The sequence below is a fragment of the Nostoc sp. C052 genome, assembly GCF_013393905.1.
Taxonomy (GTDB): domain Bacteria; phylum Cyanobacteriota; class Cyanobacteriia; order Cyanobacteriales; family Nostocaceae; genus Nostoc.
In genome coordinates, this window is sequence record NZ_CP040272.1 from 5,269,632 (window position 1) to 5,285,137 (window position 15,506).

At 42.5% G+C, this 15,506-nt stretch carries 7 protein-coding genes; 3 read left to right on the forward strand and 4 right to left on the reverse strand.

Going from position 1 to position 15,506, the window contains the following annotated elements; genetic code table 11:
* Positions 1-691: 691 nt before the first annotated feature.
* The 3 genes from FD723_RS21765 (at position 692) to FD723_RS21775 (ending at position 4,010) form a co-directional block, all read left to right on the forward strand.
* Positions 692-2,281, forward strand: coding sequence for a glycoside hydrolase family 57 protein (locus FD723_RS21765; protein ID WP_179067216.1), 1,590 nt, complete (start codon positions 692-694; stop codon positions 2,279-2,281).
* The gene (locus FD723_RS21770) at positions 2,262-2,405 is read left to right on the forward strand and encodes a hypothetical protein (protein WP_179067217.1); all 144 of its coding nucleotides are present in this window, start codon (positions 2,262-2,264) and stop codon (positions 2,403-2,405) included. Before FD723_RS21765 ends, FD723_RS21770 begins: the two co-directional genes overlap by 20 nt.
* Before the next feature lie 510 nt (positions 2,406-2,915).
* Complete coding sequence (locus FD723_RS21775; protein ID WP_179067218.1) at positions 2,916-4,010, forward strand: hypothetical protein; 1,095 nt, start codon at positions 2,916-2,918, stop codon at positions 4,008-4,010.
* A 338-nt stretch (positions 4,011-4,348) separates the two neighbouring features.
* Here FD723_RS21775 and FD723_RS21780 read toward each other — a convergent pair whose 3' ends face one another.
* The 4 genes from FD723_RS21780 to pcrA form a co-directional block, all read right to left on the reverse strand.
* The gene (locus tag FD723_RS21780) at positions 4,349-9,511 is read right to left on the reverse strand and encodes a hypothetical protein (protein WP_179067219.1); all 5,163 of its coding nucleotides are present in this window, start codon (positions 9,509-9,511) and stop codon (positions 4,349-4,351) included.
* Positions 9,487-10,818 (reverse strand): P-loop NTPase fold protein, encoded by a 1,332-nt coding sequence (locus FD723_RS21785; RefSeq protein ID WP_179067220.1) that lies wholly within the window; start codon positions 10,816-10,818, stop codon positions 9,487-9,489. The genes FD723_RS21780 and FD723_RS21785 overlap by 25 nt, the downstream gene beginning before the upstream one ends.
* A 1,051-nt stretch (positions 10,819-11,869) precedes the next feature.
* Complete coding sequence (locus FD723_RS21790) at positions 11,870-12,214, reverse strand: DUF1815 family protein (RefSeq protein ID WP_179067221.1); 345 nt, start codon at positions 12,212-12,214, stop codon at positions 11,870-11,872.
* A 965-nt stretch (positions 12,215-13,179) separates the two neighbouring features.
* Positions 13,180-15,504, reverse strand: a complete 2,325-nt coding sequence (gene pcrA / locus FD723_RS21795) for a DNA helicase PcrA (RefSeq protein ID WP_179067222.1) — start codon at positions 15,502-15,504, stop codon at positions 13,180-13,182.
* Positions 15,505-15,506: the final 2 nt, after the last annotated feature.

Genomic DNA, 15,506 nt, shown 5'->3' on the forward strand with positions numbered 1-15,506 from the left:
ATAGCGGTTCTCGTTCAAGTGAGGTACACCCGTAGGCAATACTTCTCGGAAAAGGGGAAAAGGGGAAAGGGAAAAGGGAAAGAAAAAACCTTTAACCCAAACCCAGTACCCTTTACCCCAAACCCGATTCCGAGTTAAAAATGCAAAACCCGAGAAGTCTTGCACCCGTAGGGGCAATACCCTGCGGGAAGCCCTTCGGGTGACGCTCGTGCCTCGCTAACTCTGCGCTAACAGCAGTCGCTTATGGGGGAAACCCCCATAACCCTCTTTTGTCACTTTCAGAAAACAATAATCGAAGCAACATTCTGAAACTTTTATGTAGTCGAGCTTTGAGCTTTTATTTTCTAACAGTAACTCAAGTTTGTAGCCAAAACCTGGAGATGGAAGCTCTGAAAGGCTTTCAGCGATTGGGTTCTACCAAAGTGACAAAAGAGGGATAAGCGACTGCTTCACCGCTCCGCGTCTACATGAATTGCCCCTACGATAGATGTGGTTCAAATACGTGAAAACTGCTGTAACTAAAGTTTCAGTACAACAGGTAGGGAAGATCCAAAAACTTGGCGTTCTGCTGACAGCATTGATTGAGAAAAAATCATTAACTACTCTTACGATCCCCATAAAGTCTTAAAATATTGTTAATTTCAGCCAAACCTCTCGACCTTCAACTTACAAGTATCACCCCAAAATCACTATGGCTATCGGCTACGTCGCGCTTGTACTCCACGCACATCTACCCTTCGTTCGTCACCCAGAAAGTGACTACGTGCTGGAGGAAGAATGGCTCTATGAAGCCATAACAGAAACTTACATCCCCTTATTAAAAGTATTTGAAGGCTTAAAGCGAGACGGTATCGACTTTAAAATCACGATGAGTATGACACCACCTCTAGTGTCGATGCTTCGCGATCCTCTGCTTCAAGAACGCTATGAAGCACACTTAGCCCAACTAGAAGAACTTATAGCATTAGAAGCAGAACATAATCTCAACAACGGACATCTTCGTTATTTAGCCGAACATTACGCTACTGAGTTTAGCGAAGCGCGTCAACTATGGGAACGTTACGGCGGTGACTTGGTGACAGCTTTTAAGAAGTTCCAAGACAGTAACAACCTGGAAATCATCACTTGCGGCGCGACTCACGGCTATTTACCGTTGATGAAAATGTATCCGCAAGCAGTGTGGGCGCAAATTCAGGTAGCTTGCGAACATTACGAACAAACTTTTGGAAAAGCACCCAGAGGCATTTGGTTGCCTGAATGTGCCTACTATGAAGGTTTAGACCGGATGCTAGCCGATGCTGGGTTACGCTACTTCCTCACTGATGGACATGGTATCCTTTACGCCCGTCCCCGTCCGCGCTTTGGCACTTACGCCCCAATTTATACGGAAACTGGTGTTGCTGTCTTTGGTCGAGATCATGAATCTTCCCAACAGGTATGGTCTTCTGAGGTAGGCTATCCTGGAGCGGCAGAATATCGAGAATTTTACAAAGATTTGGGCTGGGAAGCAGAATATGAGTATATTAAGCCCTATATTATGCCCAATGGTCAGAGGAAAAATACGGGTATTAAGTATCACAAAATTACGGGACGCGGCTTAGGGCTTTCAGATAAGGCGCTCTACGATCCCTATTGGGCTAGGGAAAAGGCAGCAGAACACGCTGCTAACTTTATGTATAATCGAGAGCAGCAATCTGAGCATCTCTATGGTATAATGCGGCGTCCACCAATTATCGTTTCGCCTTATGACGCAGAGTTATTTGGACATTGGTGGTATGAAGGCCCTTGGTTTATCGATTACCTATTCCGCAAGTCGTGGTATGACCAAGGAACATATAAAATGACTCATTTAGCAGACTATTTGCGTGAGCAGCCAACGCAGCAAGTCTGTCGTCCTTCGCAGTCAAGCTGGGGTTTCAAGGGTTTCCATGAGTATTGGTTGAATGAAACGAATGCGTGGATTTATCCGCATTTGCATAAAGCTGCTGAACGGATGATTGAAATCTCGCACCTGGAACCAGAGGATGAGTTGGGATTGAAAGCATTGAACCAAGCGGCGCGGGAACTGCTATTAGCGCAATCTTCCGACTGGGCATTTATTATGCGGACAGGAACTATGGTACCTTATGCAGTCAGACGGACGCGATCGCACCTCATGCGCTTCAACAAGCTCTATGAAGACGTTAAAGTTGGCAAAATTGATAGTGGTTGGCTCGAAAAAGTCGAGTTAATGGATAATATCTTCCCCGAAATCAACTATCGTGTCTATCGTCCGCTATAGTCTCACACAAAGTAATCAACAAAAATCGGCGGGAATCTTAGTCTTTGAAGAGATGGGAGAAATAGCCGCCGATTTAGTCATTAGTACTAAGACTTTCAAAATCCCAAACTTACGCATCATCTAACAGAACACAAGGCGCGATCGCATTTTATAAGGATTCCACTCTTCATACCAGCTGCGATCGCATCTAAAATTCACGTTATTTTCCGAATGCGAATACTTTTCGATGAAATAACAGTAAAAGCTCCTAATAATTCATCTGCGTGTTGATTAATGGCATTGGCAATAATTTCTGCTTTATCATTTGGAGATAAACAGCAAATCATGACCCTCACCCGCAGCGATGACAATTGATGACCGTCTTTCGTAGATATTGGACTTTGGACAAAAAGAAGTGTTCGCGTAAATTATTCAATAACTAAAAATCTAGGCATCATAAATTACCCCAGTTATTTTTCAAACTTAGTCAAACGTCTAAATCCTAAAAAATTTACGCGGCTTTTTGTTTACTAAGTGTTGCTTTAGACTGCTTCTTAAGTTTAATCAAGATAAAAATTCCGAGGCAAAATTCGTTCTTGGTCTGTGCAAAAATAACAGGAATCAGGATCAACTAATCAGAGTGCATATCAAAGATATGAGTCAAAAGCAACAAATCATTCCCACAGTGCGCCCTTGCAAAATCGATAGCGCTAGAGCAACAGAACCAGTGGATTTAGTGATCGTCATTGATACTAGCCCTTCGATGAAAGATGAAGCTTCCGACCTGAGTAATGCCGCTGCTGAAGCAATTGCTACCGCCTCTTCTAGTTGTCCTTGCGATTTGAGAGTGATTTGGCTGGGTATCGAAGGTACTTGGAAAAAGACAAATTTTAATCGAACAGTACGAGATCATCTTTTGAAAGAGTGCCAAGTTTCCAAGGGAGACTTGCGAGCCAGAAAGCGAGGACAATTACCTGATGCGGGAGCGCAGGAAGATGCGGCTCGAACTGTTGAAGATGTCTCAACTTATTTTGATTGGCGACCAGGCGCAACCCGATCAATTTTCTATTTGGGAGATGAAGCCCTTGAAGCTGGGGGAGATAGAACTGAAGAAAAAGATATTATCGCTGCCAATAAAGCGATCGCCAAAGCTCAACAAGCAGGAGTGAAGGTGCATACTTATTTTGGCACGACCAAGAGCAAATTTAAAGATAGCTTGCAGCAAGAATACGCCAGATTAGCTAAAGAAACAGGCGGACAAGCTTTTACCGATCGCGATTCTATTGGTGGCTTTACAGAGGTTTTGCAAAAGGTAATTTGCAATAGCCGTCCAGTTGGGATTAAGTTAGAGATTCAGCAGCCACTACCCTGTTTTGAGTTAAGGAGCGATCGCCAGCCGTTGGCGGTGCAGGGTTCAGAAACTATGGCGATCGTAGCCTCTAACTGTTACTCAAATGTCACCTTCAGAAGTTTAACAGCCGTTGTATCGGCATTGCTAAAAGATGGAACTCCTATGCCCAATTTAGCTGATGGAAAGCCAGCCATTACAATTAAACCATCACCAGAAATAGCCTTTGGTGATTTATTTCCCATTGGTTCTGATAACTCTGAATCTACTGGAGAAGTATTGCGGGAAATAGTCATAGAAAACAATATTCCTAATAGTGCAGACTATACGTTGAAAATTGCATACTCTTATCGGGCAGAGTTTGATTTTCAAGGTGGCGATGAGTTTGCGTTAGGAATCTAATACGCTTTAAGGCAGAAGAAGCGACTATTGAAGGGAGTAAACCAAAAGAAAGTAGGTCAAGGAAAACGCTACGAATGCAGATTTGAGGGAGAGATTTATGACGCTTGAGCTTCCAGTTATTCCGAAATCTGGGGAAGTATTTTTAGCAGTAGAACTCACTGCTGGAATTTTACTTTTAAACGCAGAGGTTCGCTGAGGTAAACGCAAAGGTACGCAAAGTTTTTGTTCAAGTTTTCCCTTTGAAGTTTATACCATCCTGTAAAGTCCAAATATTAGTCGTTTGCAGCATAGTACAACAAGGCAAAAGTAAAAAGTAAATTCGATAATCAAATAGGCTATCACCTACCAGAACACAAAGCGCGATCGCCCCTGGCGTTGGCGGAGCCATCGCTATTCATTATCTTTTGATTAGTCTGCAAATAATCATGGAGCAAATGGCAACCCTGCGCTAGTAATTTTTCTAGCTGGATATCTGCCAAATTCTGTAAAATCACCGTACCGTTAGCACTTCCCGCAGCCAAAGTTTTGCCGTCATGGCTGAAAGTGACGCTGGTTAACTCATCCTTATAACCTTTCAAAGCAATCAGCAACGTCCCTTCTCGGTTCCAAAGCCTCACGTTGTCATCACTGCTGGCTACCAGAGTCTTACCATCGGGGCTAAAACTGACACTGATGAAACTATCGCCATCTCCCGTGAGATTATTTAGTAATTCACCGTCTCGGCTCCAAATCTTCACTGTACTATCAATACTAACTGAAGCGATCGCCTGACTATCAGGCGACCAAGCAACCCCATTTACCCGGCGGATATGACCAGTTAATGTGTATAGCAATTTACCATTGACACTCCAGATTTTCACGGTTTTATCATCGCTGGCTGAGGCTAGCAACTTGCCATCAGGACTAAAGCTGACCCAATTCACCGCATCTTGATGTCCCTGCAAGGTGTTGAGAAGTTTACCGTCGCGACTCCAAAGTTTGACTGTTTTATCTTTACTAGCTGAAGCTATGACTTGACCATCAGGCGACCAAGCTACACCCAAGACGGCATCATTATGACTCTGTAAGGTGTTGAGTAATTGACCGTCATGACTCCAAAGTTTTACCGTTTTATCTTTACTAGCTGAGGCAATTACTTGACCGTCGGGGCTGAAACTAACGCCCCAAACTTGACCTTTATGCCCTGTGAATATACGGAGAAGTTTACCGTCTCGACTGAAAAGTTTTACAGTTTTATCACGGCTTGCTGCTGCTAAGGTGCGATCGCCTGGGCTAAAACTAATGCTAGTTACCCAGTCATCATTATCAGCTTTGGGCTTTCGCAATAACACATCGTCCCAATGCCAAAGTTTAATAGTTTTGTCCCGACTGGCGGAAGCCAGGGTGCGACCGTCTGGGCTGAAACTGACGCTATTCACCCAATTATTATGTCCTTTTAGGGTTCCCAGCAACAGACCTTCAGAACTCCAAAGTTTGATTGTCTCATCGGTACTTGCAGAAGCGATCGTTTTGCCATCGGAGCTAAAACTGACGCTGGTAACTCCAGCACTATGCCCCGATAAGGTTCGCAGTAGCTTACCATTCAGATTCCACAGTTTGATTGTCTGGTCTAAACTAGCAGAAGCAATAGTTTGACCATCGGGCGACCAAGCTACACTTAAGACTGCATCTTCATGTCCCTGCAAAGTATTGAGTAATTTCCCGTCCCGACTCCACAGTTTCACCGTCTTGTCAGCACTCCCAGAAGCTAGGGTTTGTCCATCGGTTGACCAAGCCACACCCAAAACTGCACGGTTATGTCCCTGCAAAGTATTGAGTAATTTCCCGTCCCGACTCCACAGTTTCACCGTCTTGTCGGTACTCGCCGAAGCAATGATCTGACCATCAGGGCTAAAACTGACACTATTTACTACAGCTTGATGCCCTAATAGAGTAGCAAGCAATTGACCCTCTCGACTCCAAAGCTTCACCGTCTTGTCCTGACTGGCGGAAGCAAGGATTTGACTATCGGGGCTAAAACTGACGCTATTGACTACATCATCATGCCCCGACAAGGTTTTGACCAAGCTACCATCGGGATGCCAGAGTTTGATTGTATTATCCGCACTGGCTGAAGCAATTAAAGAGCGATCGCTGCTAAATGTAACGCTATTTACCCCAGATATATGTCCTTCTAAGCGGTTATACTCCCTTACCCCCGAAACTGCTTGATAAAGCGCCGTCTGCACTTGCTCTCTTGTATAGGAATCTACCCAGACTGTTTGTTGTAATTTTATCCCTGCTTTTAAACCTTCCTTTAAAGCATCAATACCTTTTTGTGAGGCAAAGAGGGCTTCACTGGATACACTCAGGGTTTTAATTTCGCTATCTATTGCTGTGACTATAGAGACACTTAATCCTAATATGGCGAGAACGGAAGCTGTCAGGGCAATTTTCAGCGAACGATTTAATTTAGCTTCACTGACCCTTTGTTGTTCTTGACTTTCTGCGAGTTTAGCTGTTAACTCTTTTTCTTTAAGTTCAGCTCGCAATTGCTCAATTTCTAACTGACCTAATTCTTCCCGCTTTTGCAACTCCCGCAATTCTGTTAATAAATCTAATCCTTGTTGAGTATGAGGAACTACGAATTTAGAACGCTGCTTATTTTGGAGTTCGCTTTTCAGTCGCTCAATCTCAGCTTTACTTTGTTCTACTTTGTAGCGTAGTTGATTAAGTTGTACCTGTAAGCTCGATTCTTGTTGTTGCAGGTAGCGAATCAAGTCTACTAAATAATCGTGAATCAGTTGATAGCGTTCTGGGACATCAGGAAAGAGAACTACTAAACCGGAACGAACTAAAATATCTAACACTAACTCTAATTTGCCAGCATCTTCTAATTCTGCTAGCTGCGTCGCCAACTCAGCACGAGTTTTGAAAGGTCGATTGTTGCTTTCATCTGTTAATAAATATAAGACAAGTAACGCGGCTCGTTCGTTTTCTGGGCCGCAGTCTTTAATCAGTTCCTTAAGATATCGTTCGATGAGTTTGTTGGGTCTATATGGCTGATATTCTTCTAGTGTAGTAATGCGCTCATCTTGAATTTGCGCTCCCACAACTTGTAATTCAATGGGGCGGACTTCTCCAAATTCGGTTGATAAATCTTCGATTAAGGCATCAATTAAAGCTGGTTCTAAATTAAACTGCGATCGCTCGGTCAATTTTCGGATAATTGCTTTGGCATATTCTGGCGAAAAATTATTTAACTGGTAGCGGATATGCTTGTCGAGAATATTATGATTAATCGCTTCTAGTGCCGAAAGATGTTTAAAGTCTAATAACCGATGTAAATAATCTTCTCGCAAGGAAAGGATAACTTTGACAAAAGGTATATTCAGGCAATCACTAATAAACTTATCAAACTCTTGCTTTTGATTGCGATCGCTATAACCAAAGAAAAATTCTTCAAACTGGTCAAAAATTAAAACTGTGATCAGATGGTTGTCAGCATTTTCTTTTAGTTGTCGTAAAATTCTGAGGATGGTAACAGGTGTGTCAGAGTAGGGTAAAACTTCTGGTTCAATGGCTACTTCTGGCTTAAGATCGGTATAGATGGCAAGGGATGCGTCACTAGACATCGCCTCACTTAAAGATTTCCCTAATTCCCGCGCCCAATCGGTGTAAACTTGCAGTACCACAGGTACGGCTATTTGATCGCCAATGGCTCGATTTTGCAGCGCTGGAACTAAACCCGCTGTAACGGTGGAACTCTTACCCACCCCTGACTGTCCGTGAATCACCGTCAACTTTTGATCGGCGCGGCTAATTCTGCCAATTAAATTATTAATATCACGCTCCCGACCAGAAGCAGCAATTTCTAAAGCAACGGTGCTACTTCCAGAAGGTGCCATCAATGCGGGGTTTGTCGCCTGTCTTTGAGGTTGCAAGCGTCCTGCGCCAATAAAAGCCCGAAAACCGTACTGCTGTTCAACAGAACGCCGTTTTTGTCGAATGCAATAGGCTTCTAGATAGCGCCCTTCTTCAAAGTATAGCGATCGCAGTGTCCGCAATAAGCGAATATAACGATGGGCATCGTATTGATGGGCACTGTTTTCTAAGGCTGCTGGTAGTTCTTTTGTTGCTTTATCTAAGTATTCATGAGCTATTACTAGTTCACCTAAATTCCGCTGTGCCTTCGCCAACACTAAATAGTAAATTTGCCCCAATAATAATGGAAATAAGCAGTTATAAGGGTCGTTGTGCTTTTGCGCCTCACCTAATTTCAGCAGTGATACATGTGCTAAAATACTCGCCTGTACCCACCGCGACTGCTGCACAGCCACTTGTGCGAGAAAACCGTAGTCACAAGCTAATTGGATTTGGCTACCATAAGTTTGATGTAACTCCAAAGAATTTTGAGCAACTGTCTGCAACTCGTCCCACTCTTGCAGATATTGCAAAACCTCTGCAAGTTGATTAATAAATCCAGCCACTATATCTAAACGCCCAGCCACCTGCAAAATATTCAAGCACTGCTGAAAATAAGATTTAGCTGTATTCCAATGGCGGCGGTTTTCTGTTTGATTTTGCTCTGCAAAACGGCAATAACACAGCCCAATATAAAACAATAAAATTCCCTGTCGCAGAAGTAGAGGAGATGGGCGATTAGGAGGCGTAAATGAAGAAAATACCCCCTCATCTCCCCCTGCTCCCCTGCTCCCCTGCTCCCTTGCTCCCTCAGTTTCCGCCAACTTTTGCCAAACTTGCAAGCTTTGCTGAAAATGGCTTAAAGCTTGATTGATGCAATCGCTAATATAATTATCTAGACCAAAAACAAATTCTAAACTAGCGTATAGTTCTGGCTCTAAGGTAATACCACGATTGTGCAACTCTTTAATGGCAAAGTGGAGTTCATAGCTATGTTCCCAGACTTGCTCCACAGTGGAATAATGCTTTGCAACTTGCAGATTTTGATGTTGTGCAGCATCACTTAGTAACACCGTAGCAAATAAAGAGTCCGTTTCCTGTTGCAGAAATTGCAGCAGTGATTGAGTTGTCATTTCAAACCGAATCGGTGTCGCCGCCCAACTAGCAAAATCTGGTGCTAAACGGACTACCTTTTGCAATATTTCTTCATTCACCCACAAAATCATCGGAAATGGGTGACGTTTGCGAAATTCATCCCGAATATGATTAATAGACCTCAGTAAATCATCGATTCCATCTACTGACTCTAAACCCAAAATCATCAACGCCGATGGCGGATTAGCTTCGGTTAGCAGTTGTAAATGAATACTTGTGTAAAGACTTCTAGCATTATGTGGCAGAACGACCTTTAAAATTTGGTGTACTCCTGAAGAGAGTTCTTCGAGTCGTTGCAGCATTCGCTCTTGCAAAGCTCGATAATTGCAGCACACCAAAACTAGAGAAAATTGACCACTAGAAAGGGTAATTGCTCTCCCTAAACTCCGCAAAGCCCGCTCATTAGCTGCTCTGACATCTACTTGTGGGTGTCGTTCAACCATGATTTAAATTTTTCCGTCTCGGCTAAAACTGGGTTGACGGCAAACCAAGCTCCTTGATGATCGCGGTATTCAAATACAAATAGACTTCGCAAGAGAGTATGGTATTCTATATCACCTCTAACTCTCTGCTGTTGCACCACCTGAAAGATTAATTCCCACTCCTGGGGATCGATGGCGTTAGCTCGGTAATCTCGCTGTCTTTGAATCACCAATTCGACACACTCCCGCTCAAAGGGTGGATCTTGTTCTCGCAGACAGTCAAACAGCAACCCTAGTAAGTCGCGTACATGACCACCACTAATCAAGCACAATCGATCTAAGGTTTCTAGACTATCAAACACTTCTGTAATTAAGCCTAACCGATCGCTAGCTAAAATGTCTGGAAAAGCTCTAGCTAGTACCATTTGCCGTAACATTGTTAGCCCTTGCGGAAAAATCTCGCCAGAGCGCAGACGTACAGGTATCATCGGCAAAACTTTTGGTGCAACTCCACCCCCCAAACGATGTTGAAGTTCGGCGCTATCGTTGGAAAAAGTCAAGGCTAGGGGGATAGTGTAGACTACATGACAATTCAGTTTGCGTAATTGTTCACCACGCTGAATAAATAAATATTCTGGCAGCGATCGCCCCGATGGTAAAGGTCGAATTGCGACTCGATCCAAGTTATCAACAATCACTACCAGTCCTTTTTTCCCCCTGGCTTTTAGTTGCTTAGTGGCAGGTTCTAGTAATTCTTGATTAATTGACTGTAAAATATTTGCTGTTCGCGGTTCTAGATAATCCCTTAGCCGCCGCCGCAATTGGGGACTTTCTTTAGTTTTAGCTGTAATTTTGGCAATTCCTACAGATAACTCTGCTTCTACCCCAAGTTCAATAGGCGTTTGCAGAAAATCGACAATTTCACCAAACAACTTGGTAAAATAGGTAGGTTTGAGCCTGATTTTCATCGCTTCTAAGCTTTCACTTACCTGTCCAGCGATCGCTAACAAAATATCAGTCACATCCACATCGGCCATTTCTAAGACGTGGGTAGACTCAAAGTAAACTACATGAAATTGCTCCACTTCTAACTCAGCTTGCAGCCGCAACAACTCCGTTGATTTTCCACAGCCGAGATGTCCGGTAAATAGCTGACAAGTTGGAGCATTTGGCGAGATTCGAGCGATCGTGCGCTGCAAAGCCTCGATGATTTTGCCACCCCGCACCGCAGCAAAATCGATATAGTACCTGCGATCGCTAGGGTTTCCTATAATTAGAGGTCTGCTCGGATTGCAAGCCTGATAAAATCTTTCTAAATCTAGGAGCATAACTAATCAAGTTCACTCAGGAATGGGGATGAAAAAATTTATTAGATAAATATATTGATTTTAGGTAATTTATGCCTTATTTTAATCAAACTACTAACTAAACTAGCAGCATTCGGGATAATTGTTTATATCTATAGGAATCCGATTTGATTACTGAACTTACTTGTGTAAGGAGGGAACTCTTAACTTGGAAGAAGGGAATAGACGTATACTGAGTTTTTTCACGTAATCAAATACGAGTCCTATATGTTCGATATAGCATATATTAATGGTGATGCTTGAGTTAAAGTAAGCAAAAATACTACTATAGCGATCCTCGATGAGTTGTGAAAATCGAGAGACTCAGATCCCCGACTTCGTAAAAGTTGTCGGGGATCTTATTGTTCACGAATGATTTAAGACTGCTATATAAGTATAAATAGCAAAAATATCTAATATCAAATAAGGTACTCTTATGAATATTAAAAATATCCAACACAAAAAAAGGTACTGTTAAGTACAATTTTGTCGTTCTTTTGAAAGGAACTTCTAAACAAAAGCAAATATACCAATTACCTTTGTAATAACATCACTGGCGGTAAAGGACTTTCAAATAAAAAAATATCCCAAAACTGGCGCAAAAATCCTCTCTATTTCTCTTCTCTCTGTGTTCTCTGCGCGGCAGTCGCTCATGGGGGAAACCCCCAAGACCGCGCTGCCTTGTCTCTATGGGTCGTTCCTTTGGATAATTTATTTCTTGGAAATCCCTAAAGTTAAAAGTTCTCAAACTTGTACTATTGTGAATCGCGTTGCGCCGACGCATGTGGCCGCACAAGTAAAGTCCGCCCGCACGGACTAACGCCAAAATAGGGTTTCAAATTTAATCTGACGAGAGTAATAAAAGAGCGTTAGTGAGGTTTTGGCAAATGCAAAAAAATTTGCGATGGGCAAGCTACGAGCCAATCACTTAATGGTAATGGAGAATGGGTAAGAGCGATCGCTAACTAAGCCACTATTACCAATTACCCGTTACCGATAATCAATTTATAACTTGCCATCGACTTTTGGAACCTTAATACTTCTTGGCAAGAGTTTTAGTGCCTGTATCAGTTTGCATAGATTGCTTGACAAGATTAGCCAGTTCGTCTAACTGGCTAATTGCTTCCGCACCTTCTAGCTTCATTAATTCGCGGTCATCCCGCATTTCCGTCCAAGTGATCCCGTAATCGGACACTAAAAAGCGAATTAGATGGTTATCACCCAAGCTAACCATAAATGATGCACTATTCATTTGGTCGCCACAGGTGTAGCAAGACGCAGGATACCCACGCCGCTCAAGTACAACCGCCAATGCTTGCAGGTTCATTACCAAGTCTTGGACGAATTGTCGATGTTGATGTGCTAGTCTCAGAAACACTTTTGTCCTCCAGACACCACAGTTATTTGAGTCTCTTTTATATTTTCTTTAGATTTTCTCATCCACTGGTATTGTAAACTATTCACTACAATTACCAGACAGATAATATTGAGTCGTTAATTGACTACCTTGTTTAGGGTAGCGGATCGGGGTTTTGAGGGCCGTATCAAACTATTCAGTTTGCAAATTCAAAATCTCGGACAGAATTGCTAAATTTAACTATATCTTTATACATTTCTGTCAGGGTAGATTCTTGCAAGAAGCGATCCGCTTTAAGAGTAACTTAAATTTAGCACTAGTCAAGTGCGGAAAAGCTACATATTTCGTTTTTATTGATGACATTTAGCCAAATTGACTATAAGTAGAAGCTATGACATAGTTTTACGTCACTATAGTGTCTTTTACTCAGATATTTGCTCCATTCTCTTTCTACCGTAGATTTTGGTATAGACAAATGATGAAGTATACCAAATTTATTCCTCCCGCATACATAAAGTTAAATAGATGACAGTGCAAATCTAATATTCCGTGCTAATAATAGGCTAACCGTAGCTCTTTACACAAACTTCACGTAATTGATAGACCAATAGGCTTGGGTTAGGAATAAGAATTAAATAACATACACCTGGTTTACCTCACCCTCAATCCCTCTCCTTATAAAGGCTACGGTATATACACAAGTCTGAAATAGTTTACTCACCTGGTTTTTCGTGTCAGTTTTACCCCACCCTAACCCTCCCCGTATGTATTGGCTACGGTGTACACACAAGTCGTATATGCAAGGGTTTCAAGCTTTCTAGACCCAATAAATTGTCATTACGAGCAAAGCGAAGTAATCGCATAATCCCGTAGTTTTTGCGATTGCTTCGCTAGAGACAGAATAAAGTTTTGCATCTTTGAAAAAATTGAAATATGAAAAACAAGATCCCCGACTTCGTAAAAGTTGTCGGGGATCTGCGACCATATCACTCTACCCTTTGTAACTGCGCTACTCTTGGGTCAACAATTTTTTGTCCCAAACTGGCAAATTTAATTGCTACAGACATCTTACTACCCGTTCCGAAAACATGAGTAATTTCACCAAGACCAAAGGTTTTATGCAACACTCTATCGCCTACTTGCCAATTCTGTGTTGTGTCTTGTTTCCCATTGGGAGTAGAGGCAGTTTTGGTATAACTTTGACGACTCGCGCGTTTTGTAGATATTAATTCTTCTGGCAATTCGTCGAGAAATTGCGATCGCATCGCAGGTTCACGAGAACCATACAAACGGCGTTCCCGCGCGTGTGATAAAAATAACCTCTCTTGGGCGCGAGTAATCCCCACATAACACAAGCGGCGTTCTTCTTCCAAAGATGCGGGATCGCCAAGCGATCGGTAGCCGGGAAATAACCCTTGTTCTAATCCCACCAAAAATACTACGGGAAATTCCAAACCTTTGGAAGCGTGCAAAGTCATCAAAGAAACGGCTGTCTGTCCTTCTTTTAAATTATCCAAATCGGAACTGAGGGCAGCACTACTCAGAAAGTCTTGTAGGGAAACCTCTTCGTTCTCTTCTTGAAATTGCAGCGCAGCATTATAAAGTTCCTGGACGTTTTGTACCCGGTCTGTGGCTTCATCTGTGCCTTGACTCATCAAGTCTTGAACGTAACCAGAATCTTCTAATATCCCTTGCAAAACCTCAGTTACGGGAAGCGTGCCGATTTGTGCTTGCCAACGGCTAATCATTGCGGCAAAGCTATTTACAGCTTTTGTCGCCCGTCCAGCTAATGTATTAACTGATGTTTCATCACTGAGTATTTCCCATAGAGTTGTCCCTAATTGTTGGGAGGCGTTCATCAAAGCATCAATAGTGGTTTTGCCAACTCCTCGGCGGGGAGTATTGATCACTCGTAATAAACTGACTGTATCAGAGGGGTTAGCGATCGCTCTTAAATATGCAATCACATCTTTAATTTCTTTGCGATCGTAAAACCTCATTCCCCCCACAACTGTGTAAGGAATTTGATATTTCACCAACAATTCTTCAAAGGGGCGAGATTGAGCATTTGTCCGATAAAGTATGGCAAAACTACCCCAGTTTAACTCTGGATTTTGGTTTTCTAAAGTGCTAATTTGATTAATTACAAATGCCGCTTCTGCAAGTTCTTCATCGGCTTTATGACAAGTAATCTGTTCACCCGGCCCCCGTGTTGCTTTCAGGATTTTGTCAATCCGTTGGGTGTTATTTTCAATTAATTCATTAGCCGCTTGTAAAATGTTTTCACAAGAACGATAGTTTTCTTCCAGCTTAACCATCGTTCGGGTGTCATCATCTACCAAACCATCGCCAAAGTCTTCTTGAAATCCTAGCAAGATGGTGAAATCTGCCATCCGAAAGCTGTAAATTGATTGGTCTGCATCACCGACAACAAAAACTGAGCGATTTTCCCATTGCCATTCGCTCTTTTTAGTTTCGCCATTAGTAACTAATAAATTAATCAGTTGATACTGAGTGCGGTTAGTATCCTGATATTCATCTACGAGTATATGACGAAATTTGCGATGCCAGTAACCTAATACCTGCTCATTTTGTTGAAATAATCTAGTTGGCACAAGAATTAGATCGTCAAAGTCAAGAGCATTATTTTCTGCTAGCTTATCTTGATATAAATTGTAAACTTGGGCTATCACCCGTCCGCGATAGTTAGGTTGTTCTTGCTCAAATTCTTGGGGTGATAAACCTTGGTTTTTAGCATTACTAATAGCGTAGCGAACAGACCGAGCGTCAAACTTCTTATCGTCTAAGTTTAGTTGTTTATTAACGATTTCTTTGATCAGAGTCATCACATCCGACTCATCAAAGATAGAGAAATTGCGATTCCACTTGCGTCCTTTTTCGTCTACATATTTTTCAATATCAAAACGGAGAATGCGAGAAAAGAGACTATGGAAAGTGCCACACCATAAGTCTTTGATCGTATTTTTGTAAACTTGCGATCGCAGTAGCGTTTGTTGATATTCTGTCAACAAATCAAAACGCTGGCCGTGTTGCTTCATCGCCAGTTGTTCAGCGAACAGCCGTTGAATCCGTTCTTTCATCTCCCGCGCGGCTTTGTTGGTAAAAGTAACCGCCAGGATATGTTCTGGATCAACGCGGTGTTTCAGAATCAGATTTGCAATACGATAAGTGAGCGCTCGTGTTTTACCGGAACCTGCGCCAGCAACAACTAGCAACGGGCCGCAGTAATGTTCGACAGCTTGACGTTGGCTAGGGTTAAGGTGACTGAGAAAGTCAAGGGTTGTTGTCATAG

What these genes read in the sequence shown, in the direction of transcription:
- FD723_RS21765 (WP_179067216.1), top strand. Translation starts at nt 692, where the DNA reads ATGGCTATCGGCTACGTCGCGCTTGTACTCCACGCACATCTACCCTTC.
- FD723_RS21775 (WP_179067218.1), top strand. Translation starts at nt 2,916, where the DNA reads ATGAGTCAAAAGCAACAAATCATTCCCACAGTGCGCCCTTGCAAAATC.
- FD723_RS21780 (WP_179067219.1), bottom strand. Translation starts at nt 9,511, where the DNA reads ATGGTTGAACGACACCCACAAGTAGATGTCAGAGCAGCTAATGAGCGG.
- FD723_RS21785 (WP_179067220.1), bottom strand. Translation starts at nt 10,818, where the DNA reads ATGCTCCTAGATTTAGAAAGATTTTATCAGGCTTGCAATCCGAGCAGA.
- pcrA (WP_179067222.1), bottom strand. Translation starts at nt 15,504, where the DNA reads ATGACAACAACCCTTGACTTTCTCAGTCACCTTAACCCTAGCCAACGT.